Below are 20,922 nucleotides of genomic sequence, written 5' to 3'. Positions count from 1 at the left end.
CGCGCCGCCGCCCTGAAAGGGGAAGAGCATGTTTTTGCATGGATTCGGTTCCATTATCTGGGACGGCACGCTGGTGACGCTGGAGTTGGCGGTGTTGTCATTGTTGCTGGCCTTCCTCATCGGCCTCATCGGGGCCGGGGCCAAGCTGTCCAGCAATCCCTTGCTGAGCGGCGTGTCCACCTTGTACACCACGCTGATTCGCGGCGTGCCGGATCTGGTGCTGATGCTGCTGATTTTTTACAGCCTGCAGATCGGCATCAATCATCTGACCGAATGGCAGGGCATGGAGCGGATTGACCTCAATCCCTTCGTGTCCGGCGTGGTGACCCTGGGCTTCATCTACGGCGCTTATTTCACCGAAACGCTGCGCGGCGCCTTCATCTCCGTGCCCAAGGGCCAGCTGGAAGCCGGCACCGCTTACGGCATGAGCCATTGGCAGGTGTTTTCCCGCGTCCAGTTCCCGCAGATGATGCGTTTCGCGCTGCCGGGCATTTCCAATAACTGGCAGGTGATGCTGAAAGCCACCGCCCTGGTGTCCATCATCGGCCTGACCGACGTGGTCAAAGTGTCGATAGACGCCGGCAAGAGCACTTACAAAGTGTTCTTCTTCACCCTGGTGGCCGGGGCGATCTATCTGCTGCTCACCACGGTGTCCAACTTCGTGTTGATGTGGCTGGAACGCCGTTATTCCATGGGCGTGCGGGAGGCCGAGCTATGATAGACATCATTCAGCAATACTGGCGTCCCTTCCTGTGGTCGGACGGCTACCATTTGTCCGGCCTCGCCGTCACCATGTGGCTGCTGGTGCTGTCCATCGCCTTTGGCTTCATCGTGTCCATCCCGCTGGCGGTGGCGCGGGTGTCCAAGGTCAAATGGCTGGCGCGCAGCGTCTGGTTTTACACCTATGTGTTCCGCGGCACGCCGCTCTACGTGCAGCTGCTGTTCTTCTACACCGGCATGTACAGCCTGGACGTGGTGCGGGAAGTGGGCTTCCTCAACCACTTCTTCCGGGAAGGCTATAACTGCACCATCCTGGCGTTTGCGCTCAACACCTGCGCTTACACCACCGAGATCTTCGCCGGCGCGATCAAGGCCACCCCTTACGGCGAAATCGAGGCCGGGCGCGCCTACGGCATGAGCAAGTTCACTCTTTACCGAAGAGTGATCATTCCGTCCGCGCTGCGCCGCGCGCTGCCGGCGTACAGCAATGAAGTGATCCTGATGCTGCACGCCACCACCGTGGCCTTCACCGCCACCGTGCCGGACATTCTGAAAGTGGCGCGCGACGTCAACGCCGCCACCTATGACTCCTTCAACGCCTTCGGCCTGGCCGCCTTGATCTATCTGGGCGTCACCTTCATCCTGGTGGGCCTGTTCCGCAAGGCCGAGACCAGATGGCTGGCTTATTTGCAGCCGGCGAAAACCTGAGAAACGGACTATGAAGATGGACAAGCTGAATATCCAGAACATCTACAAGAGCTACGGCAGCCACGAAGTGCTCAAGGGCGTTTCGCTGACCGCCAAGGCCGGCGACGTGATCAGCATCATCGGCTCATCCGGCTCCGGCAAAAGCACCTTTCTGCGTTGCATCAACTTCCTGGAAAAACCGAACCAGGGCAGCATCAGCCTCAATGGCGAGCCCATCCGCCTGGCCGCCACCAAGAACGGCGAACTGACGCCGGCGGACCAGAAGCAATTGCAGGGCATGCGCACCAAGCTGGCCATGGTGTTCCAGCACTTCAATCTGTGGGCGCACATGACGGTGCTGGAAAACGTCATCGAGGCGCCGGTGCACGTGCTGGGGATTTCCAAGGAGGAGGCCACCCAGCGCGCGGTCAAATACCTGCGCAAAGTGGGCCTGGACGAGCGCGCGCAGGACAAGTACCCGGCGCATCTGTCCGGCGGTCAGCAACAGCGGGTGGCGATTGCGCGCGCGCTGGCGATGGAGCCGGAAGTGATGCTGTTCGACGAACCCACCTCGGCGCTGGACCCGGAGCTGGTGGGCGAGGTGCTGAAAGTGATGCAGGCCTTGGCCGAGGAAGGCCGCACCATGATCGTGGTCACCCACGAGATGGGCTTTGCCCGCAATGTGTCCAATCACGTGATGTTCCTGCACCAGGGACGGGTGGAGGAGGAGGGCTGCCCGGACGAGGTGTTCGGCAACACCAAGAGCGAGCGCTTGAAGGCCTTCCTGTCGGGCAGTCTGAAGTAAGCCTAGCCCGGCCCCGCTGAAGAAAGAGCAAACCCGCCGGCGCGCGATGGCCGGCGGGTTGGGTTTTTGTGGATAAGTTTGAGTTTGGCCGTTGGCTGTGGATAAGCCGGTTTATTGGGGATGATCGGCGCGGAACAGCGTCCATTCCTCCACCGTGCGGCCGTCCGGCAGCTGGCACAGCGCGTACTCATTGCCCTGGGCGTCTTTTTGCGGCAACAGCTTGCCGCCCTTTTCCCCGCAATACACGGAGGCCGGATTGGCCATGCCCACTGCGGGGCGCTCCGGCGGCTTGGTCTGGCTGCAGGCGCTCAGGCCCAAGAGCGCGGCGGCGCATATCAAGATTCTCATGCGGTTTTCCTTTCAGTATCAGGCCGACAACAGCTTGCCGGATTTGAAGGCCTCGCGGCTGGCCACCTTGGCCAGCGACAGGCCGGTGGTGGTGTAGGTGCGGGCGCTGGTGGCGTACAACATGCCGGGGCGGTTGGCGCGGATCTCGCTGCAGCGGTCGCCTATCGGGTCTATCACCTCGGCCAGCAGTTCGCCGCTGGCCACCTCGCTGCCCGGTTGGGCGTGATACACCACCACGCCGGCGTGCGGTGCGTACAGGTTTTCCGAGCCGGCCAGCGGGGTGGCCGGGAAGGGCAGTTCCGGCTGCGGCGGCGCGGCTTCGGCGATCACGCCGCGGTGGCGCAGGAAGTTGAGGATGCCTTCCGCGTCCCGGCGCGCGTAATCGTGATGGACGTCGATTTCGCCGCGCAGTTCCACCGTCACCGCCAGGCAGGCCATGTCGATCTGGACGTCCAGGCCCTCGGCCGCCGCCAGGTCGCGCAGCTGCCACCACAGCTGGCCGCAGGCTTCGTCGAAGGGATGGTCGCCGGAATCGGTGGCCAGCAAGGTGGCGCAAGCGCCCAGGTAGCGCGACAGCGGCTCGCACTGTTCCCACAGCGGGGTGCCGGTGTACAGGTGCAGGCCGGCGCGGCAGTCGCAATGCAGGTCCAGCACCACGTCGGCGTCGAAAGCCAGCTTCATCAGCGTGTGGCGCAGCGATTGCAGCTCGCTGTCGGCGCGCAGCGCGCCCAATTGCTGGCGCGCCTCCGCGCGGATCAAGGCGGTGTTGGCCTTGCCGTCGCGGCCCAACTGCGCTTTCACCGCCTCGAAAATGGGCTCGGACAGCACCGGGTAATAGCGGTTGAAGTTCTGACCGCTTTGCAGGTCGAAACGCCCCAGCGGCTTCTCGCTCTGGTTCTGGTTCAGGCCTATGGGGTTGGCCACCGGCACCAGGATCACCTCGCCGCGCAGCAGGCCGGCGGCGTCCAGCCGCTGCAAGCCTTGCTTCAAATGCCAGGCGGTCAGCATGCCGGGCAGCTCGTCGGCGTGCAGGCTGGCCTGGATATAGATTTTCTGGCCGCTTTGCGGCACGCCGAAATGGAAGCTGGTCAGGTCGCGCTGGCTGCCCAGGCTGGGCGACAGCAAGGGCTGGCGGTGGGTGTACATGGGTTCTCCTCTTGCGGTGTGCGGCTCTGTCGTCGAATCTTATGCCAAACCGGCCCGGGCAAGATAGGGCCGCCGAGCGGACATGCGTTGACGAACGAGCATGCCCCCCGGACAATCATGGCTTTTGCCATTCCACGCCCGCGCGCGTGGTGGAGTGCCTTTGGATTCTCTCTCCGACTTCTTCCAGCCCGGCATCGAGCCCGCCTCCTTGCAGGCGGTGTCGCGCCTGACCGGCGCCTGGCCTTATCTCGCCGTCTTCGTCACCCTGTTCCGCGGCGGCGACGAAGAAGTGCTGATGCGGCTGCTGGTGTTGCGGGAACTGGGCGGCCGCGCCGAAGCGCCGCTATGGACGCCGCAGGAAATCGCCCAGCGTTTCGCCTATCTGAACGACACCAAGCTGGCCACCATCCTGGGCCGGCTGCGCGAGGGCGGCCTGCTGGTCTACGACAGCGACGGCGGCGTTTACCAGTTGTCCGAGGGCGCGCGCGTCGCGCTGGCGGCGCTGGCCACCATGGTGGATTTCGCCGGCGACGACGTGGAGCTGGGCTATCTGACCAGCCAGGTGGCCGCCGGCCAGGCGGTGGGCCAGGTTTCCGACGAAGCGCTCAAACACCTGCTGGCGCGCCTGAACGAGCTGTACGCGGAATTTGAAGAAGCGCTGGAATCGCAGTCGGAGTTCCGCATCCGCGCCGCCCAGCACCGCCTGGAGGCGGTATGGCGCTGGGTGGCCAAATCCACCGAGGTGGTCAAGAGCCTGACCCAGGACGACACGCTGAGCCTGCTGGTGCTCAACCAGGCCCAGGCCATCGCGCTGGCGCAAAGCCGCATGCTGGCCCTGGCCGGCACGTTTGAGCGCCGGCTGGCGCAACTGGCCGCGCAGCGCGTGCATCTGGGCGGCTCCGGCCTGACCTCCACCGACATCGCCGACTGGCTGCGCCGCATGGCGGCCGGCCAGCTGGCGCACAAGCTGGACGCCTGTCTGTCCATCGCCCCCGAGCCCGCCTTCCTGTCCACGCCGGAGCTGGCCGACGTGGCCGAATTCGAACTGCTAGCGCGCGAGCGCGCCAAGGCCGGCTCCATGACGCTGCCGGGCGGAGAAGCCGCGCCGCTGGCCGACGCGCCGGAAATGGAGCGCCTGCTGGAGGCCGAGGCCATGTACGACGCCTTGCTGGAACTGGGCATGTCCGGCGCGGCCGACGCCCACATCAGCCAGGCGGTGCTGGCCGACAGCTACAACGAAACCGCCTATCGGCTGTCGCTGCTGTCCCTGATCGGGGATCCGGAAACCAGCAACGACCAAAGCATTGTCGCCGCGCTGGCCAAGCTGCCGTTCAGTCTGCAAGGCGGCGAGAGCGTGATCGAGCCGGACCACCCGGAAGTGGCGTCGCTGTCCGACGCGCGACTGGTGGCCGCGGCCCAAAAAGGTTCTTAATGGAAACAGAAATCAAAACCCTGACCGCCCGTCTGTTGGCGCACCGGGTGGTGCCGCGCGGCGACGCGCTGGCGAAGAAGGCGCTGCTGGACGACAGCTTCCGCCTGGAATTGGACAAGAGCCTGGCCGCCGTCGGCCTGCGCCTGGTGGAGAACCCCTACGCCGAGCACGTGGCCGTGGCGCTGCTGCCGGAAATGACCGAGCCGGTGTTCGGCTCCGGCGACGCCTGGCTCAACAATAATCTGGGCCTGCCGCGCGACGGCGTGGCGCTGCTGGTCATTCTGTGGTCGCTGATCATCCTGCCCAAGCGCGAGCGCCAGATCGCCCGCGTGGAAGCCGGCAAGGAAAATCAGAGCGATATGTTCGGCGCGCAAAAGCCGCTGGAAACCGGCGACGCCGTGTCCACCGGCGTGTCCGAGGACGCGCTCTACGCGGACTTCGGCAAGGCGCTGGGCGGCCGCACCCGCTTCAACGCCAACCTGGGCCGCCTGGTCAACCTGGGCTTCATCGTGCGCCGCAACCGCTGGCTGGACGAAGGGCCGATGCTGGACCTGATGATCGACTACGCCCAGCTGGCGCCGCGCATCATCGAGGGCGCGCTGGCCGACGTGCTGCTGCGCCGTGAAGGCCGCGACGCGCTGGCCGACAAGCGCGCGGAAGCGGCCGAGGACGGCCTGGACGCCGCCGCGGAGGCGGACGACTCCGCCGGCCCGTTGTTTGACCTGCCGCCGGACGAGGACGCGGCCCACGAGGAGACGCGCTGATGTTCCAGATGAAATCGGTGGAAATGGTGCACTGGGACTTCTGGCAGCGGCTGACCGTGCCGCTGGACGCGCAGATCGTCACCATCATCGGCCCCAACGGCTCCGGCAAGACCACCTTGCTGGACGCGATGCGCACCCTGCTGGCGATCAAATGCTCGGGCAAGCGCGATTACAAGCGCTACGTTCGCAACAATAAGGAACCCTTCGCCTATCTGCGCGGCGTGGTGGACAATCCGCGCCGCCCCAGCGGCGGCCTGTATCCGACGCCCTTCTTCCCCATCGTCGCGGACGCCGTCACCCTGCTGTGCCGGGTCAAGAAACAGGGCGGGGACTGGGTGCGCCACTACGCCATCCTGGACGACGACGTGCCGCTGGAGCTGGCCGAAGGCCAGGCCCAATGGATGGGCGTGCAGGAATACCGCCGCCGGCTGGAAATGGCCGGCCTGACCCCGGCGGTGGCCGAAGTGCTGGCGCTGGAACAGGGCGATACCGACAAGCTCACCGAATACAGCCCGCGCCAGCTGCTGGACCTGGTGTTCCAGGTCTTCGGCGACAAGGACGTGCTGGACAACTACCAGCGCGCCCGCGACGAGCAGCGCGCCACCGAGCTGGAGCTGGAATCGCTGAGCCGTCAGGAAGAAGCGCTGCAGACGCGGGTGGAAACCATGAAGACCCGCGCCAACCGCTATCTGGAATGGCGGCAGTTGCAAACCGGCATCGCCCGGCTGCGCGACGAGGCGCTGCCGGTGCTGGCCTATCTGGACGCCAAGTCCGCGCTCGGCAATGTCTGGAAAAACTACCGCGGCAACTTCCACACGCTGAACCAGGCCCAGGGCGAGCACGCCGACACCCTGCAACTGGTGGCCAAGCTCAAGGCGGCGGAAGTGGCTGCCGACGCCTCGCGCAAGGCGGCCGAAACCGCCCGTGTCGGCGCGCAGGAAGCCTTTATGGCGGCCAAGGGCGAACACGCCGGCGTGGCCGGCCAGCTCAAGGAACGGGACCGGCTGCAAGCCTTGGCCAGCAAGGAATACGGCGCCGACGCCGCCCAACTGGCCGACAAGCTCTCCGCCTTGCGCGGCGAAGCCGAGCAATTGAAAGACGGCCTGCGCGAACTGAAAAAGCAGCGCCAGGACAGCTCCCAGCACCTGGAGGCGCTGGAGATAGGCCGCGGCCGCGCGCCGGAAGACGTGCGCCAGTTCAAGGCCGCGCTGGACGAGGCCGGCATCGGCCACCTGATGTTGTCCGACATCGTGGAAGTGCTGGACCCCAACTGGCAGGCGGCGGTGGAAGCGCTGTTGCGCGGCTATCGCCACGTGGTGCTGCTGGAGCGCGAATCCGACCGCCGCGAAGCCTGGCGCATCGGCGAGAAACTGCGCTACCGCCACTTCGTGGTGCCGGAGCGCAGCAGCCCGCCGCGCGCCAACGCCGGCAGCCTGATGGAAGTGGTGCGCTTCTCCGCCGACGCGCCGGAATGGCTGTATCGGCAATTGAACAGCGTCAGCCGCGTCGACGACGCCGAGCAGGGCGCCGACGTCAGCGGCGACTGGATCACCCGCGACGGCTATTTCCGCGAACGCCGCGGCGCGCGCCACATCGGCGTGCCGGCGCATGAGTTCGCCTTCGGCGAAGCCGCCCGACAATCGCGGCTGCTGGCGGTGCGCGAGGCATTGAAAGCGCTGAACACCCGCATCCTGGCCGATGAAGAGCGGCTGGTGGCCGCCACGCGCGAAGCCGCCGGCCTGGCCGAATACCTGGGCGGCATGGACGCCATCCGCCAGCTGGACAGCCGCGCCGAGGAGTTCGCCGCGCTGGAAACGCGCAAGCAGGGGCTGGAAAGCGAAATCGCCCGCCTGGGCGCGGCGCTGGGCCTGGTCAGCGCGGAGAAGGAAGCCGCCGACCAACGCTACAGCGACGCAAGGCTGGCGCACGACCGCGTCTGCCAGCGCGAACAGGACAGCCTGGCCGCCTTCCGCCAAAAACAGCAGGAAGTGGAGCAGGCGCGCCGCCAAGTGCGCCGCCTGCTGTCCGAGCTGCGCGAATGGGCGGAGCGCTTGCCCGATGCGGCGCTGGCGGCGGATAACGTCGCGGCGCTCGAAAGCGAGTTCGACACCGCCGCCGACGCCAAGCACCAGCTCAATTACTTGGAAGAGAGGCTGCAAAGCGGAGACTGGGAGCAGGACGAAGCCGTGTTGGCCCTGAAGGACAAGCTGGTGGAAGACCTGACCGGCCTGGACCGCGAGCGGCAGCGCCGTCAGAGCGAAGTGGACCGCTCGCGCGAACTCACCGACGAAGCGCGCGCCGCCTATATGGGCAAGCTGCGCGCCACCGTCCGCGTCTACGGTCAGAACGTCAAGCGCCTGGGCGAACTGGCCGGCATCCAGGTGGAAGTGGAACTGCCGCAGCTGTCCAACGACGACGCGGCGCTGGCCCAGGCCGGCCTGGTGCTCAAGTTCAACTTCGACCAGAAGGGCCTGATGGGCATGAACGACGGCGAAGCCTCCGGCGGCCAGCAGGTGATGAAGTCGCTGATCCTGCTGATCGGCCTGATGATGGACGAGTCCAACCCGTCCGGCTTCGTCTTCATCGACGAGCCGTTCGCCCACCTGGACATCTTCAACATCGACCGCGTCGCCGGCTTCCTCAAAGCCACCGAGGCGCAGTACCTGATCACCACGCCCAACACCCACAACATCAATATCTTCGCGCCGTCGGAGCTGACGCTGGCCACCCGCAAGAAGCGGCCGGGAGAGCAATGGGCGCCGCCCATTCTGCAAACCCGCCGCCGCGCGGACGGCGGCGAACCGGCTTGAGCAGACTGCGCAGCCGCCCCTAGGGGCGGCTTTTGCTTGTTAGCATGGACAGACCCTAGCTCTGTCAGGAGAGCCCATGTCCAATTATCGACGCGACCGCAGCGCCGGCGGCAGCTGGTTCTTCACCGTCAACTTGGCTGATAGGCGACAGCGTTTGCTGCTCGACCATGTTGAGGCCCTGCGTGAAGCTTTCCGTTACACCTTGCGCCGCCATCCCTTCCGGGTTGAGGCCATCGTGATCATGCCCGACCACCTGCATACGGTGTGGACTCTACCGGCTGTTGACGTGGATTACCCTCTGCGTTGGCGTTTGATCAAAACCATGTTTACCCGATCATTGCCGGCGGTAGAGCGAATCTCCGCTTCGCGCCGTGGCAAGGGCGAGCGACATGTCTGGCAGCGGCGTTATTGGGAGCACCGTTTGCGGGATGAGCAAGACTTTGCCCGCCATATCGATTACATCCACAACAACCCGCTCAAACATGGCTACGTCTCCGCACTTGCGGACTGGCCATGGTCTTCCTTCCATCGTTACGTGAGGCATGGCGTGTTGCCGGAAGATTGGGCCGGGGGAGATGGCGAGGGCACCGAGTTTGGGGAGCGGGGGGATTCGATCACAAGGAGTGAGTAGATAGACCCAGCTTCCGTACGGTTGCGCTCCATCCTCGCCACTACGAGCGGCGCGTAGGGAGGGAGGAGCCGCAGGCGATGCCCGCCAATGATCCGCAATCAAACAGGCCGGCGATGTCGAGCGCGTTTCCGCGTGGGTATCGCTTCGCTCCACCCACCCTACGGCGAGCGGTGCGTGGGGTCGGCGGAGCCGTAGGCGATGCCCGCCAATGATTAGCAATCAAACAGGCCGGCGATGTTGAGCGCGTTTCCGCGTGGGTATCGCTTCGCTCCACCCACCCTACGGCGAGCGGCGCGTAGGGTGGGCGGAGCCGTAGGCGATGCCCGCCAATGATCCGCAATCAAACAGGCTGGCGGCGTCGAGCATGTTTCCGCGTGGGTATTGCTTCGCTCTACCCACCCTACGGCGAGAGGCGCGTAGGGTGGGTGGAGCCGCAGGCGATACCCGCCAATGATTAGCAATCAAACAGGCCGGTGATGTCGAACGCGTTTCCGCGTGGGTATCGCTTCGCTCCACCCACCCTAGGGCGAGCGGCGCGTAGGGTGGGCAGAGCCGTAGGCGATGCCCGCCAATGATCAGAAATCAAACAGGCCGGTGATGTCGAGCGCGTTTCCGCGTGGGTATCGCCTGCGGCTCCACCCACCCTACGGCGAGCGGCGCGTAGGGTGGGTGGAGCCGCAGGCGATACCCACCAATGGCTTGTCATCTCAAACAGGCTAATGAGCTGGGGGCATTGCCGTCGCTCACGGCTGGTTGTAGCTGTACTCGATGCCGTTGATCGTGGACTTGAAGCCGTAGCGCGGGAAGGCCGGGTTCGGCTTCTTGGCTAGGTAGGCGTCCGCCAGCGCCTCGGCCGCTTGCCGGTAGAACTTGATCTGGTTCTTGTTGTACCAGGGATCGTCGTGGGGATTGGGGCTGAATTTGTAGCTCTGGTCGCGGCCGCCGGCGATGTAAATGCGAATGCCGCGCGCGCCGGGGCCGGAGCCGCCGCTTTTTTGCTCCACATAGTTGAAGGTGATGCCGCTGTCCTTGTAATTGGGCAGGCTGCCGCTGATATTGGCTGCCAGCGCTCCGCCGGCGGTCAGCGACAGCGCGCTGACGGCGAGCAAGGCCGCGACGCGGCGGAACAGGAAGTTGAGTGGGGGATGCATGGCGCTCCTTTGGGTGATGGTTGAGAACCGTCGGCAAGCGAGCGGCCTTGCCGGCGAGGCGTTAGCGTCGTGAAATGGCGCTTAAATGTCGCCTATTTATACAAATGGCAATTATCTTTCATCTTTAAATGCCATTTGGATTGTGAAGATAGGCGAGCGCGAGGCTATCAGCAAGCGCCGCATGCCAGTCCTTAAGGCCGGGCGGCGAGAACGCGCTGATGAGGCGTTTGCGCGGCGGGTCGCGCTTGGACGGCGGATGGCGTCCCGCCGCCTCTGGCCTATGCTGAGAGGGAGGCATGAGCGTTGTGGGAAAGCGGGTTTGAAATGGAAGAACGCGATTTGGTGAGCAGTGCCATCCCCATGGCGCAACTCAAGCTGGAACTGCGCCCGAACGGCGTTTTGCGGATTGCGGTGTACGAGCTTGACGATGAGGAGCCGTTTTTCGTTTACGAGGCCAGCGATGACTTCGATCCCGAGGCGGTGCTGAGCGTCGCGGAAAGGCGGCTGGACCCGGTGCGGCTGGCCGTCTTCAAGCATGTGTTCTTCCCGGCTCAGGACGATGTCGAGGATGGACGGGAAGAGGGCGATAGGTAGAGAACTTCCGAGCAGCTTCGTCCATTGCAGGCCAACACCCGCCCAGGCGGGGTGTTATTTTTACGCTGATCGCCATGGCCTTGACCCTGATGGACAGGCAAGCAACAATCCTTGCCGTGCTGCCGCCATAGCAGCACCGGGAGTGGAAACCCGTATTGCTGTTAAGAAGGCAGACGCGTTGTATGCGCGCGTCTGAGCCATTCCACGTCTGCAAGGCGGGGGGTGGCAGGGAGGCCTAGCGCCTGCCGATTGCCTTCTTGTCGGTTTTCCACCCCTGCCGCCTGCCCGCCACCCGAGTGGAAACGGGTGCCGGGCCGATCTTTTCGAAGAAGGAGGCCCCATGCTCATCCGCTATTTGTCTCATTTCTTATTACCGTCCCCCTTGCCGTCTCCGCACTCTGAGGAGGCCCGGCCATGACTGCGCTGCCGCTTGCCGCTTCTTCCCTGAGTCCGCGTCAAGACGCCCAAAGCCCGCCTGGGGGCGGGCTTCGGGTACTGATGGATGGCCCGGTCCCGGAACCGGGCGCATGCGCTTAGCGCAGGTTCAACGCTTTGATCGCGTTGTTGATTTCATCCGCCAGGCGCACTTCCTGACCCAGCTGCTCGTGCCATTGCTGGTTCTGGAAGAAGGCGTAGCGCGCCTTGGAGTTGTTGCCGGCTTGCCAGCCGTCTTTCAGTTGGCCGTCGAAGAAGAACTGTTCCAGCAGCGCGTGGCCGGCCGCGTGGGCCTGGTTTTGCGCGTGCTGCTCGTGCAGGCGCGGCGCGCCCACCAGATGCAGTTCGATATCGCGGCCCTGCTCTTCGTAGCGGCCCTGGATCGGGTGCTCGAACACCAGCGGCTGCAGCGTGGCGTGGGTGATGGTGGCGCGGCCGGTGATATGGCGCGACGGGGTGTACACGGTCAGATCCAGCCGCAGGTTCAGGCCGCCCGCCTGGCCGGGTTTGTTGACGTTGTAGCTGACGATGAACAGGCCGGATTTTTGATCGCGATCGATAGTCATGTTTGGACTCCTTGAGATCAATAACATCAGAGAAGTTGGAGCGTCCGGTGGGACGCCCAGGCCCAATGGCGATGTGCGAGCCGCGGCGGTAACCGCTGCTGCCCTGTAGTTATATAACCTTTAATTTTATTTTCTGCCGTACTTAATGGCAGTTGGAAATAAAGAGGAGATGGGGCTTGCGCGCGGGCTTAGGGAGGGGAGGGGCAGGAAAGCGCGCCGCCGGGGCCGGCGGCGCGAGGGAAAATCAGGCTTGTTGCTCAAAGCGCACAGGCTGTTTGCCCAGGCGCTTGGCCCGCACCACCACGGTGCCGGCGATCTTGTCGTGCCAGCCCTGTTTGCGCGCGTCCAGGCCCACCCAGATCAGGCCCAGCAAGAAGGGGAAGCAGGATACGAAGTAGCCGAGATAGCGCAGCGCCGCCTGTCCCGGCGTCATCGGCGCGCCGGTTTTGGCGTCCACGATGCGAGCGCCCAGCAGCATTTTGCCCGGCGTGCTGCTCTTGAACCACCAGAAAGCCAACACCGCCGCCGCCGGCAGGACCCAGTTGACCATCAGGCCGGCCAGCGGGCTCAACTCGAAGCCGCCTTGCATCATGAAGGCCTGCATCGTCCAGCCGTCGCCGCTTTCCGCCACGCGGCGGGTTTCGCCGCCGCCGCCGGCCAGCAGCCAGATCGCCGGCGCCAGGGCCAGGCACAGCAGCAGGGTGTCGATCAGGCTGGCCAGCACTCGCAGCCAGAAGCCGACGTATTCCAGTTCTTCCGCGCCGTCTTGCATCTTCAATCCTCCAGATTGGGTTTGTGCTTGGCCGCCACGCGCAGATAGTGTTCGGCGGAGTATTGGAAATAGGCCAGCTCTTTGTCGGTCAGCGGCCGCGCCTGCTTGACCGGGTTGCCCAGATAAAGATAGCCGGACTCCAGCCGCTTGCCCGGCGGCACCAGGCTGCCGGCCCCGATCAGCACCCGCGGTTCTATCACCGCGCGGTCCAGCACGATGCTGCCGATGCCGACCAGCACTTCGTCGCCTATGGTGCAGCCGTGCAGGGTGACGTGGTGGCCGATGGTGACGTTGCGGCCTATCACCAGCGGCGCGCCGACGGGGTCCGCTGCGCTTCTGTGGCTGACGTGCAGCATGGCGAAGTCCTGGATGTTTGAGTTCTCGCCTATGCTGATGGCGTTGACGTCGCCGCGTATCACCGCACAGGGCCAGACCGACGCGCCCTCCGCCAACGAGACTTCGCCGATGACCACGGCAGCCGGGTCGATGTAGCAGCTGTCGTGGATCTGCGGCTGATGCCCGTCATAAGGGCGGATATTGCTTTTCATCGGTCTGTCCTCATCTGAAATCGGGTAAAGTTCCTATCATACCCCCACAGGATGCCAATATGAGCCAGAACCCCTTGCTGGACTTTTCCGGACTGACCCGTTTCGCGGAGATCAAGCCGGAGCACATTTCCCCCGCCATCGACGAATTGCTGTCCGCCGCGCGCGCCGCGGTGGCGCGGCTGACCGCGGAGCAGGGCGCGCCCAGCTGGGAAAGCTTTGTCGATCCGCTGACCGACGCCACCGAGCATCTGGGCCGCGCCTGGGGCGTGGTGGGCCATCTGAACGCGGTGGTGAACACGCCGGAGCTGCGCGAGGCCTACAACAGCAATATCCCGAGAATTTCCGAGTTCTGGACCGAGATGGGCCAGAACCTGGAGCTGTTCGCCCGCTTCAAGGCGCTGGCGGCCAGCCCGGAGCACGCCGGCTACAGCGCGGCGCGCAAGAAGATCGTATCCAACGATCTGCGCGATTTCCGCCTGTCCGGCGCGGAATTGCCGCAGGCGGAAAAAGAGCGCTTCGCCGCCATCCAGACGCGGCTGGCGGAGCTGTCCGCCAAGTTCGAACAGAACGTGCTGGACGCCACCGACGCCTTCAGCCTGTATATCGAGGACAAGGCCGAGCTGTCCGGCGTGCCCGAGGATTCGCTGGAACTGTTCGCCGCCGCCGCGGCCGGCGACGACAAGAGCGGCTACAAGATCACGCTGCAATTCCCGTTCTACTTCCCGGTGCTGCAGTACGCGGACAACCGCGCGCTGCGCGAAAAGCTGTACCAGGCCAATGTGCAGCGCGCGTCGGAGTTCGGCCCGGCCGAACGCGACAACAGCCCCATCATCCGCGAAAAGCTGAAACTGGCGCGCGAAGAGGCCCAGCTGCTGGGCTTCGCCAACTTCGCCGAACTGTCCTTGTTCACCAAGATGGCGGAAAGCCCGGAACAGGTGATCGCCTTCCTGCGCGACCTGGCCGCGCGCGCCAAGCCGTTCGCGGTCAAGGACCGCCAGGAACTGGAGGCCTTCGCCGCCGCCGAACTGGGCCTGGCCAAGCTGGAAGCCTGGGATCTGGCCTACGCCGCGGAAAAGCTGCGCGTGGCGCGCTACGCCTTCTCCGAGCAAGAAGTGAAGCAGTACTTCCCGGAAAGCAAGGTGCTGCCCGGCCTGTTCGGCGTGGTGTCCACGCTGTTCGGCATTGAGGTGCGGCCTAGCAGCGCGCCGGTCTGGCATCAGGACGTGCGCTTCTTCGACATCCACAAGGACGGCCAACTGGTCGGCAGCTTTTATTTCGACCTGTACGCCCGCGACGGCAAGCGCTCCGGCGCCTGGATGGACGACGCGCGCGGCCGCCGCCGCAAGAGCGGCCAGGTGCAGACCCCGATCGCCTATCTGACCTGCAACTTCACCCGCCCGGTGGGCGACAAGCCGGCGCTGTTCACCCACGACGAAGTGATCACCTTGTTCCACGAGTTCGGCCATGGCCTGCATCATATGCTGACCCGCGTCGACGAACTGGGCGTGGCCGGCATCAACGGCGTGGAATGGGACGCGGTGGAGCTGCCCAGCCAGTTCCTGGAGAACTTCGCCTGGGAATGGGACGTGGTGCAGGGCATGACCCGCCATGTGGACAGCGGCGCGACCTTGCCGCGCGAGCTGTTCGACAAGATGCTGGCGGCCAAGAACTTCCAGAGCGGCATGGCCACGGTGCGCCAGCTGGAGTTCGCGCTGTTCGACCTGCAGCTGTACAGCGTTTTCGACGCCGACAAGGGCGATTGGCTGGCCCTGTTGGAAGAGGTGCGCGGCGAGGTGGCGGTGAACTTCCCGCCGGCCTACAACCGCTTCCCCAACAGCTTCAGCCACATTTTCGCCGGTGGCTATTCGGCCGGCTATTACAGCTACAAGTGGGCGGAAGTGCTGTCCGCGGACGCCTACGCGGCCTTCGAGGAGGCCGGCGGCGCCAATGCGGACACCGGCAAGCGCTTCTGGGACGAGATCCTGGCGGTGGGCGGCAGCCGTCCGGCGCTGGAATCCTTCCGCGCCTTCCGCGGCCGCGATCCGCAGATCGACGCCTTGCTGCGCCATTCCGGCATGGTGGAAACAGTTTGAAACGGCCGTTTTATGCTGAGGGAAAAATATTCCGGGCTTTGTCGGAACTCTTGTGAAGCGCCGCGGCTCTAATTTTTTGCTCAGTGGGTTATCTCCAGAGCAGCAAGCGAGCCAGACGCATATCAGGGTAGATTGATATAGTGTCTATTGCGCGCCTCCGTGTAGACGGAGGCGCCTTTTTTTTGCCGCGGATCGCGCGGCTAAAAAGATTCAGTCGTCCCGCTCTGGTTTGGCGGGCGGCGTCAGCGGCTGCAGGGTGTGGCGGTGCTGGAAGGTAGGGGTCCGCATCGAGAACGGCGGGGTCAACGGCGCCAGACGAGGGCGGTTGGGGTTGCGCGTCGGGCATAATGCCTGTTGCGCGTCGTGCTGCTTGTGCTTGATAGTCAAGAACTTGCTCCGGTTACGACGACGCTTTCGATCATAGGCCGGGGTTCCGGGCCTTGGCAAATTCCCGTCGTCCGGCTGTTGTTTATTTGTTTAAACACTTTTGTTTAATCAAGCATCAAATAATCGACGCCATCGACTGTCGCCGCCCAAAGCTTGGCAGTGCCGCGCGCTGCGGTTATGGTGTCGGCCTTTGCATGAAAAACATTTGGAGAGCTCGCCGATGCGTTTTGCCACCTGGAACGTCAATTCCCTCAAGGTCCGCCTGCCGCAGGTGATCCAATGGCTGTCGGACAGCCCGGTGGACGTGCTCTGCCTGCAAGAGCTGAAAATGGATCAGGACGTGTTTCCCTTGGCCGAGATCGAAGCGGCCGGCTACCGCGCGGCCTGGTTCGGCCAGAAAACCTACAACGGCGTGGCCATTCTGGTGCGCGCGCCGCTGGAGCTGGAAGACGTGGTGCTCGGCATCCCCGATTACGGCGACGAGCAGCGCCGGGTGATCGCCGCCACGGTGAACGGCATCCGCGTGATCTGCGGCTATTTCGTCAACGGCGAGGCGGTGGATTCGCCCAAGTATCCGTACAAGCTGGAGTGGCTGGCCAATCTGGAGCGCTATGTCGCCGCGGAGCTGCAACGCCACCCGCAGTTGCTGCTGTTGGGCGATTACAATATCGCGCCGGAAGACCGCGATGTGTACGATCCGGAAAGCTGGCACGAACAAGTGTTGTGCAGCACGCCGGAACGCGAATCCTTCCGCCGCCTGATCGCGCTGGGCCTGAGCGACAGCTTCCGCCTGTTCAATCAGGAGGAGAAGCAGTACAGCTGGTGGGATTACCGCGCGATGATGTTCCGTCGCAACAAGGGCGTGCGCATCGACCACATCCTGGTCAGCGACGCCTTGAAGCCGCGCGCGCTGGAATGCGTGATCGACAAGGCGCCGCGCAAATGGGAGCGTCCGTCCGACCACACCCCGGTGGTGCTGACCCTGGCCGATTGAGCCTAAAGGCCGGCCGCGGCCGGCCTATCCGCCAGCTTTCTTGGCTTGCCTCAAAAATATCGCCGGCCGGTTTTGCTAGTCTGGAGCTTTCTTGCTTTCAGATGGCTGCGCGATGACCCAAAACCACCCCAAACTGCCGGTAGACCCGTATTACGAGGGCGTGCCGGAATACATGACCCAGGTGTACGACTGGGCTTACGTCAACCCGCGCAAGGCCGGCTGGCTGGATCGCAACCTGGTGGTGCGCGTCTTGTTGTTCTTCAACGATCAAAGGCTGATGCGCGCCTATCTGGAGCAGATCCGCCCCGGCGACAAGGTGTGGCAGGTGGCCCATGTCTACGGCGACCTGGTGCAGCGCGCGGCGGACCGGGTGGGCGGGGACGGGCGTTTCGTGCTCACCGACATCACGCCGGTGCAGATAGAGCACGCCGAGCGCAAGCTGCGCGATCGCCCCCAAGCCGCGGTGGTGCGCGCCAACGCCGGCAACCACCGGCTGGAGTCCGACGATTTCAACTTGATCTGCAGTTTCTTCCTGCTGCACGAGGTGCCGGATCATCTGAAGCGCGCCATCGTCGACAATATGCTGTCCCAGGTGCCGCCCGGCGGCCGCGCGGTCTTCGTCGACTACCATAGGCCCAAGCCGTGGCAGCCGATAGGCTGGCTGCTCAAATGGGTGAACCGCGTGCTGGAGCCGTTCGCCGAGGCCTTGTGGAACCATGAGATTCGCGACTACGCGCAAGAGGCGGACGGCTTCGACTGGAGCAAGCGCACCCTGTTCGGCGGGGTGTACCAGGTGACGACGGCGAAGAGGAAGCCTTGAGGGCGCGCCGTACTTGACGTTACACGGGCTTACAAGCGACTAACAGACCCGGGACGGGGGCAGGGCTAGGATACATCTCAAGGAAGCGCCGAATCCGGCGCGATGTGATCGGTGAACGGGAGCCCAAGGCTCCCAAGCCTGAAACTGGAGATGCATCATGAACAAACTGACTCTGCTTGCCCTGACCGCCGCTTTCGGCCTGAGCTCCGCCGCTGGTTTCGCCGCCGAAACCGCCAAGCCGGCCGCTTCCGCTCCGGCAGCCAAAATGGCTCCGGCCGCCAAGAAAGCTGAAAAGCACCCGGCCAAGATCCACCACGCCAAGAAAGGCGAAAAGGTAGCCGCTTCCGCTCCGGCGCAAAAAGCCCAGGCCGCCAAGGCTGAAGCGTCCGCTCCGGCCAAGGCCAAGCACGCCGCCAAGAAGCCGCACGCCAAGCATGCGAAGAAGGCCGCTTCCGCCGCCGCCCAGAAAGCCCAGGCCGCCAAGGCTGAAGCTTCCGCTCCGGCCAAGAAGCACGCCGCTAAAAAGCCGCACGCCAAGCACGCTAAAAAAGCCGCTTCCGCTCCGGCGCAGAAAGCCCAGGCCGCCAAGGCCGAGGCCTCCGCTCCGGCCAAGAAAGTAGAGAAAAAGGCCGCTCAACACAAGAAGCACGCCAGCAAGGCCAAGAAGGCCGCTGCATCGGCTGCCAAATAAACCGGACCTCGCGTCTGGCTCGCTAAAAAAAACAGGCCCCTCAGGGAGGCCAAGACTCAAAGGAGGCCGCGGCCTCCTTTTTCTTTTTGAACGGGACCGCCGGCAGGACAGGCGCGCCCGGCGGCCTTATGCTGTTACACTCAAACGCTTCGATGCCGGCCGCATGCCCGGCTTGAAACCGCTTTCGTCCATTGATTTCGCGCTTAAGGAGCTTCCATGCTAGCCGCCCCGCAAGTTTCCGCCTTCCTGCCGCCGCGCCGCATTCTGATGGGGCCGGGCCCGTCCGACGTTTATCCGGAAGTGCTGGCCGCCCAGGCCCGCCCCACCGTCGGCCATCTGGACCCGCTGTTCGTCGGCATGATGGACGAGGTGAAAAGCCTGCTGCAATACGCGTTCCAGACCGCAAACCCGATGACGGTGGCGCTGTCGGCGCCGGGTTCGGCCGGCATGGAAGCCTGCTTCGTCAACCTGGTGGAGCCGGGCGAGAAGGTCATCGTCTGCCGCAACGGCGTGTTCGGCGAGCGCATGCGCCAGAACGTGGTGCGGCTGGGCGCGGTGCCGGTGCTGGTGGACAGCCCCTGGGGCCAGCCGGTGGATCCGGACGCGGTGGAGAGCGCCTTGAAAGCCAATCCGGATGCGCGCTTCCTGGCCTTCGTTCACGCCGAGACTTCCACCGGCGCGCTGTCCGACGCCCAGACGCTGTGCGCGCTGGCCAAACGCCACGGTTGCCTGAGCATCGTCGACGCGGTGACCTCGCTGGGCGGGGTGGAGCTGCGCGTGGACGAATGGGGCGTGGACGCGGTGTATTCCGGCAGCCAGAAGTGTCTGTCCTGCGTGCCCGGCTTGTCGCCCTTGTCTTTTTCGCCGGCGGCGGTGGACAAGCTGCAGGCGCGGCAAAGCCCGGTGCCCAGCTGGTTCCTGGACCAGACCCTGGTGATGGCCTACTGGGGCGGCGGCAAGCGCAGCTACCATCACACCGCGCCGGTGAACGCCTTGTACGCGCTGCACGAATCGCTGCGCCAGCTGGCCGGCGAGGGCCTGGAAGCGGCTTGGCGGCGCCACCGCGACATGCATCTGATTCTGCGCGACGGCCTGGAGAAGCTGGGGCTGAGGTTCGTGGTGGACGCCGCGGCGCGCTTGCCGCAGCTGAACGCGGTTTATATTCCCGAGGGCATAGACGACGCGGCCACGCGCAATCGTCTGTTGCAGGAGTACAACCTGGAGATAGGCGGCGGCCTGGGCGATCTGGCCGGCAAGGCCTGGCGCATCGGCCTGATGGGCTACGGCGCGCGCCGCGAGAACGTGGCGCTGTGCCTGAAGGCGCTGGAGAGCGTGTTGAAGTAAGCGCGGCCTGTGTCCGGCGGGCGCGCGTCAGCGCGCGCCGCGCCGCCGGGAGATGAAAAACGCCATCCGCGAAGGATGGCGTTTTTGCTGCCGCGGGAGGCGGATCGGCTTATTTTTCGACGAAGGCGCGTTCGATCGCGTAGTCGGCCGGTTCGCCCATGCGCGGGGATTCCTTGAAGCCCATGCCGTTCAGGATCTCGCACAGATCGTGCAGCATGGACGGGCTGCCGCAGATCAGCGCGCGGTCGTGTTCCGGGTTCATTTGCGGCAGGCCGATGTCGGCGCACAGCTTGCCGCTGGTGATCAGGTCGGTCAGCCGGCCCTGATTGCGGAAGGGCTCGCGGGTCACGGTCGGGTAGTAGATCAGTTTCTCGCGCACCATCTCGCCGAAGAATTCGTTTTCCGGCAGTTCTTTGGTGATGTAGTCGTGGTAGCCCAGCTCGCTGACCCAGCGCACGCCATGGGTCAGGATCACTTTGTCGTAGCGCTCGTACACGTCCGGGTCTTTGATGATGGACATGAAGGGGGCGAGGCCGGTGCCGGTGGACAGCAGGTAGAGGTTTTTGCCGGGCAGCAGATTGTCCTGCACCAGGGTGCCGGTGGGCTTCTTGCTGATCATCACGGTGTCGCCCACCTTCAGGTGCTGCAGGCGGGAGGTCAGCGGACCGTCCTGCACCTTGATGCTGTAGAACTCCATGTGTTCTTCGTAGTTGGAGCTGACGATGGAGTAGGCGCGCATCAGCGGCTTGCCGTTGACTTCCAGACCTATCATCACGAACTGGCCGTTGATGAAGCGCAGGCCGGCGTCGCGGGTGCAGGTGAAGCTGAACAGGGTGTCGTTCCAGTGATGGACGGACAGGACCTTTTCGGAGGTCAGGTTGGGAGAGGACATAAGGTTTGCTGCTCGCTAATTTATGAAGTAGAAGCTCGAAAAGTATGGGGCCGATTTTAACCGGTTTGTCGCTTCGCCGCTTGTTCTTACTGGGCAAGGCCGGCGATATCGACGTTAAATTCAATTGGAACAGCATGTTAACCGACATTGCCGTCGCCGCCGAACGATTGTTTTCTGATGTGTTTATCGCTGCGCGTTATTTGTCCGCGACGCAATGAAAGAGGGCGTCACCGTGGCGGGACGCCCTCTCGGACAACTTACAGAGAAAGACTATGCGCTTTACCCTTGCAGA

At 64.3% G+C, this 20,922-nt stretch carries 22 protein-coding genes; 14 read left to right on the top strand and 8 right to left on the bottom strand.

Annotated elements, in window-relative coordinates:
- The first annotated feature begins 28 nt into the window (after positions 1-28).
- From AB1Z25_RS19110 to AB1Z25_RS19100, 3 genes are read left to right on the top strand one after another with little or no spacing between them, the layout of a single operon-like run.
- Complete coding sequence (locus AB1Z25_RS19110; protein ID WP_107800688.1) at positions 29-718, top strand: ABC transporter permease; 690 nt, start codon at positions 29-31, stop codon at positions 716-718.
- Positions 715-1,428 (top strand): ABC transporter permease, encoded by a 714-nt coding sequence (locus AB1Z25_RS19105; protein ID WP_107800687.1) that lies wholly within the window; start codon positions 715-717, stop codon positions 1,426-1,428. The genes AB1Z25_RS19110 and AB1Z25_RS19105 overlap by 4 nt, the downstream gene beginning before the upstream one ends.
- Before the next feature lie 16 nt (positions 1,429-1,444).
- On the top strand, positions 1,445-2,212 hold the full coding sequence (locus AB1Z25_RS19100; RefSeq protein ID WP_107800686.1) for an ABC transporter ATP-binding protein: 768 nt from the start codon (positions 1,445-1,447) through the stop codon (positions 2,210-2,212).
- A 111-nt stretch (positions 2,213-2,323) separates the two neighbouring features.
- Here the strand turns inward: AB1Z25_RS19100 and AB1Z25_RS19095 are convergent, their stop codons facing one another.
- Complete coding sequence (locus AB1Z25_RS19095) at positions 2,324-2,560, bottom strand: putative hemolysin (protein ID WP_166453390.1); 237 nt, start codon at positions 2,558-2,560, stop codon at positions 2,324-2,326.
- A gap of 18 nt (positions 2,561-2,578) precedes the next feature.
- Complete coding sequence (locus AB1Z25_RS19090) at positions 2,579-3,706, bottom strand: succinylglutamate desuccinylase/aspartoacylase family protein (RefSeq protein WP_107800684.1); 1,128 nt, start codon at positions 3,704-3,706, stop codon at positions 2,579-2,581.
- 154 nt (positions 3,707-3,860) lie between these two features.
- Here AB1Z25_RS19090 and AB1Z25_RS19085 point away from each other — a divergent pair, with 154 nt between their 5' ends.
- The 4 genes from AB1Z25_RS19085 (at position 3,861) to AB1Z25_RS19070 (ending at position 9,343) form a co-directional block, all read left to right on the top strand.
- Positions 3,861-5,138 (top strand): hypothetical protein, encoded by a 1,278-nt coding sequence (locus AB1Z25_RS19085; RefSeq protein WP_227105088.1) that lies wholly within the window; start codon positions 3,861-3,863, stop codon positions 5,136-5,138.
- Positions 5,138-5,902: a hypothetical protein gene (locus tag AB1Z25_RS19080; RefSeq protein WP_486635919.1), complete on the top strand. Its 765-nt coding sequence runs from the start codon at positions 5,138-5,140 to the stop codon at positions 5,900-5,902. The genes AB1Z25_RS19085 and AB1Z25_RS19080 overlap by 1 nt, the downstream gene beginning before the upstream one ends.
- Complete coding sequence (locus AB1Z25_RS19075; protein WP_486635918.1) at positions 5,902-8,712, top strand: ATP-binding protein; 2,811 nt, start codon at positions 5,902-5,904, stop codon at positions 8,710-8,712. Before AB1Z25_RS19080 ends, AB1Z25_RS19075 begins: the two co-directional genes overlap by 1 nt.
- Positions 8,713-8,788: 76 nt before the next feature.
- On the top strand, positions 8,789-9,343 hold the full coding sequence (locus AB1Z25_RS19070; RefSeq protein ID WP_486635917.1) for an REP-associated tyrosine transposase: 555 nt from the start codon (positions 8,789-8,791) through the stop codon (positions 9,341-9,343).
- A 743-nt stretch (positions 9,344-10,086) separates the two neighbouring features.
- Here the strand turns inward: AB1Z25_RS19070 and AB1Z25_RS19065 are convergent.
- On the bottom strand, positions 10,087-10,494 hold the full coding sequence (locus AB1Z25_RS19065; protein WP_107800679.1) for a hypothetical protein: 408 nt from the start codon (positions 10,492-10,494) through the stop codon (positions 10,087-10,089).
- Between the two features lie 324 nt (positions 10,495-10,818).
- Here AB1Z25_RS19065 and AB1Z25_RS19060 point away from each other — a divergent pair, with 324 nt between their 5' ends.
- Positions 10,819-11,088, top strand: coding sequence for a hypothetical protein (locus AB1Z25_RS19060; protein ID WP_486635916.1), 270 nt, complete (start codon positions 10,819-10,821; stop codon positions 11,086-11,088).
- A 533-nt stretch (positions 11,089-11,621) separates the two neighbouring features.
- Here AB1Z25_RS19060 and AB1Z25_RS19055 read toward each other — a convergent pair.
- The 3 genes from AB1Z25_RS19055 to AB1Z25_RS19045 all read right to left on the bottom strand — a co-directional run bounded on the left by AB1Z25_RS19055 (position 11,622) and on the right by AB1Z25_RS19045 (position 13,409).
- Positions 11,622-12,089 carry a DUF1842 domain-containing protein gene (locus tag AB1Z25_RS19055; RefSeq protein ID WP_043589836.1) on the bottom strand — a complete coding sequence of 156 codons (468 nt, stop codon included), beginning with the start codon at positions 12,087-12,089 and terminating at the stop codon, positions 11,622-11,624.
- Between the two features lie 244 nt (positions 12,090-12,333).
- Complete coding sequence (locus AB1Z25_RS19050; protein WP_486635915.1) at positions 12,334-12,861, bottom strand: RDD family protein; 528 nt, start codon at positions 12,859-12,861, stop codon at positions 12,334-12,336.
- Between the two features lie 2 nt (positions 12,862-12,863).
- Positions 12,864-13,409: a gamma carbonic anhydrase family protein gene (locus tag AB1Z25_RS19045; RefSeq protein ID WP_107800675.1), complete on the bottom strand. Its 546-nt coding sequence runs from the start codon at positions 13,407-13,409 to the stop codon at positions 12,864-12,866.
- Between the two features lie 59 nt (positions 13,410-13,468).
- Between AB1Z25_RS19045 and AB1Z25_RS19040 the strand changes: the two genes are divergently transcribed.
- A complete protein-coding gene (locus AB1Z25_RS19040; protein WP_107800674.1) occupies positions 13,469-15,502 on the top strand; it encodes a M3 family metallopeptidase in 2,034 nt (677 codons plus the stop codon).
- Between the two features lie 210 nt (positions 15,503-15,712).
- On the opposite strand, the gene AB1Z25_RS19035 is transcribed toward AB1Z25_RS19040, so the two are convergent.
- On the bottom strand, positions 15,713-15,889 hold the full coding sequence (locus AB1Z25_RS19035; protein WP_158274345.1) for a hypothetical protein: 177 nt from the start codon (positions 15,887-15,889) through the stop codon (positions 15,713-15,715).
- Between the two features lie 220 nt (positions 15,890-16,109).
- Between AB1Z25_RS19035 and xth the strand changes: the two genes are divergently transcribed.
- The 4 genes from xth to AB1Z25_RS19015 all read left to right on the top strand — a co-directional run bounded on the left by xth (position 16,110) and on the right by AB1Z25_RS19015 (position 19,738).
- The gene (xth, locus tag AB1Z25_RS19030) at positions 16,110-16,883 is read left to right on the top strand and encodes an exodeoxyribonuclease III (protein WP_107801970.1); all 774 of its coding nucleotides are present in this window, start codon (positions 16,110-16,112) and stop codon (positions 16,881-16,883) included.
- A gap of 112 nt (positions 16,884-16,995) precedes the next feature.
- Positions 16,996-17,703: a rhodoquinone biosynthesis methyltransferase RquA gene (gene rquA, locus AB1Z25_RS19025; protein WP_107800673.1), complete on the top strand. Its 708-nt coding sequence runs from the start codon at positions 16,996-16,998 to the stop codon at positions 17,701-17,703.
- Between the two features lie 157 nt (positions 17,704-17,860).
- Positions 17,861-18,394 carry a hypothetical protein gene (locus AB1Z25_RS19020; protein WP_486635914.1) on the top strand — a complete coding sequence of 178 codons (534 nt, stop codon included), beginning with the start codon at positions 17,861-17,863 and terminating at the stop codon, positions 18,392-18,394.
- Between the two features lie 216 nt (positions 18,395-18,610).
- The gene (locus tag AB1Z25_RS19015) at positions 18,611-19,738 is read left to right on the top strand and encodes a pyridoxal-phosphate-dependent aminotransferase family protein (RefSeq protein WP_486635913.1); all 1,128 of its coding nucleotides are present in this window, start codon (positions 18,611-18,613) and stop codon (positions 19,736-19,738) included.
- A 109-nt stretch (positions 19,739-19,847) separates the two neighbouring features.
- Here AB1Z25_RS19015 and AB1Z25_RS19010 read toward each other — a convergent pair whose 3' ends face one another.
- On the bottom strand, positions 19,848-20,630 hold the full coding sequence (locus AB1Z25_RS19010) for a ferredoxin--NADP reductase (RefSeq protein WP_019104206.1): 783 nt from the start codon (positions 20,628-20,630) through the stop codon (positions 19,848-19,850).
- Between the two features lie 44 nt (positions 20,631-20,674).
- Between AB1Z25_RS19010 and AB1Z25_RS19005 the strand changes: the two genes are divergently transcribed.
- Entirely contained in the window at positions 20,675-20,848 is a 174-nt protein-coding gene (locus AB1Z25_RS19005) for a hypothetical protein (protein WP_158274344.1), read from the top strand.
- Positions 20,849-20,922 lie beyond the last annotated feature (74 nt).

It is taken from the genome of Chromobacterium sp. HL1 (genome assembly GCF_057418835.1).
Note: the sequence above shows the minus strand (reverse complement) of the source record. Positions and strands in the feature narration are given on the sequence as shown.

What these genes read in the sequence shown, in the direction of transcription:
- AB1Z25_RS19110 (WP_107800688.1), top strand. Translation starts at nt 29, where the DNA reads ATGTTTTTGCATGGATTCGGTTCCATTATCTGGGACGGCACGCTGGTG.
- AB1Z25_RS19105 (WP_107800687.1), top strand. Translation starts at nt 715, where the DNA reads ATGATAGACATCATTCAGCAATACTGGCGTCCCTTCCTGTGGTCGGAC.
- AB1Z25_RS19100 (WP_107800686.1), top strand. Translation starts at nt 1,445, where the DNA reads ATGGACAAGCTGAATATCCAGAACATCTACAAGAGCTACGGCAGCCAC.
- AB1Z25_RS19095 (WP_166453390.1), bottom strand. Translation starts at nt 2,560, where the DNA reads ATGAGAATCTTGATATGCGCCGCCGCGCTCTTGGGCCTGAGCGCCTGC.
- AB1Z25_RS19090 (WP_107800684.1), bottom strand. Translation starts at nt 3,706, where the DNA reads ATGTACACCCACCGCCAGCCCTTGCTGTCGCCCAGCCTGGGCAGCCAG.
- AB1Z25_RS19080 (WP_486635919.1), top strand. Translation starts at nt 5,138, where the DNA reads ATGGAAACAGAAATCAAAACCCTGACCGCCCGTCTGTTGGCGCACCGG.
- AB1Z25_RS19075 (WP_486635918.1), top strand. Translation starts at nt 5,902, where the DNA reads ATGTTCCAGATGAAATCGGTGGAAATGGTGCACTGGGACTTCTGGCAG.
- AB1Z25_RS19070 (WP_486635917.1), top strand. Translation starts at nt 8,789, where the DNA reads ATGTCCAATTATCGACGCGACCGCAGCGCCGGCGGCAGCTGGTTCTTC.
- AB1Z25_RS19065 (WP_107800679.1), bottom strand. Translation starts at nt 10,494, where the DNA reads ATGCATCCCCCACTCAACTTCCTGTTCCGCCGCGTCGCGGCCTTGCTC.
- AB1Z25_RS19060 (WP_486635916.1), top strand. Translation starts at nt 10,819, where the DNA reads ATGGAAGAACGCGATTTGGTGAGCAGTGCCATCCCCATGGCGCAACTC.
- AB1Z25_RS19055 (WP_043589836.1), bottom strand. Translation starts at nt 12,089, where the DNA reads ATGACTATCGATCGCGATCAAAAATCCGGCCTGTTCATCGTCAGCTAC.
- AB1Z25_RS19050 (WP_486635915.1), bottom strand. Translation starts at nt 12,861, where the DNA reads ATGCAAGACGGCGCGGAAGAACTGGAATACGTCGGCTTCTGGCTGCGA.
- AB1Z25_RS19045 (WP_107800675.1), bottom strand. Translation starts at nt 13,409, where the DNA reads ATGAAAAGCAATATCCGCCCTTATGACGGGCATCAGCCGCAGATCCAC.
- AB1Z25_RS19040 (WP_107800674.1), top strand. Translation starts at nt 13,469, where the DNA reads ATGAGCCAGAACCCCTTGCTGGACTTTTCCGGACTGACCCGTTTCGCG.
- xth (WP_107801970.1), top strand. Translation starts at nt 16,110, where the DNA reads ATGCGTTTTGCCACCTGGAACGTCAATTCCCTCAAGGTCCGCCTGCCG.
- rquA (WP_107800673.1), top strand. Translation starts at nt 16,996, where the DNA reads ATGACCCAAAACCACCCCAAACTGCCGGTAGACCCGTATTACGAGGGC.
- AB1Z25_RS19020 (WP_486635914.1), top strand. Translation starts at nt 17,861, where the DNA reads ATGAACAAACTGACTCTGCTTGCCCTGACCGCCGCTTTCGGCCTGAGC.
- AB1Z25_RS19015 (WP_486635913.1), top strand. Translation starts at nt 18,611, where the DNA reads ATGCTAGCCGCCCCGCAAGTTTCCGCCTTCCTGCCGCCGCGCCGCATT.
- AB1Z25_RS19010 (WP_019104206.1), bottom strand. Translation starts at nt 20,630, where the DNA reads ATGTCCTCTCCCAACCTGACCTCCGAAAAGGTCCTGTCCGTCCATCAC.
- AB1Z25_RS19005 (WP_158274344.1), top strand. Translation starts at nt 20,675, where the DNA reads ATGGGGCCGATTTTAACCGGTTTGTCGCTTCGCCGCTTGTTCTTACTG.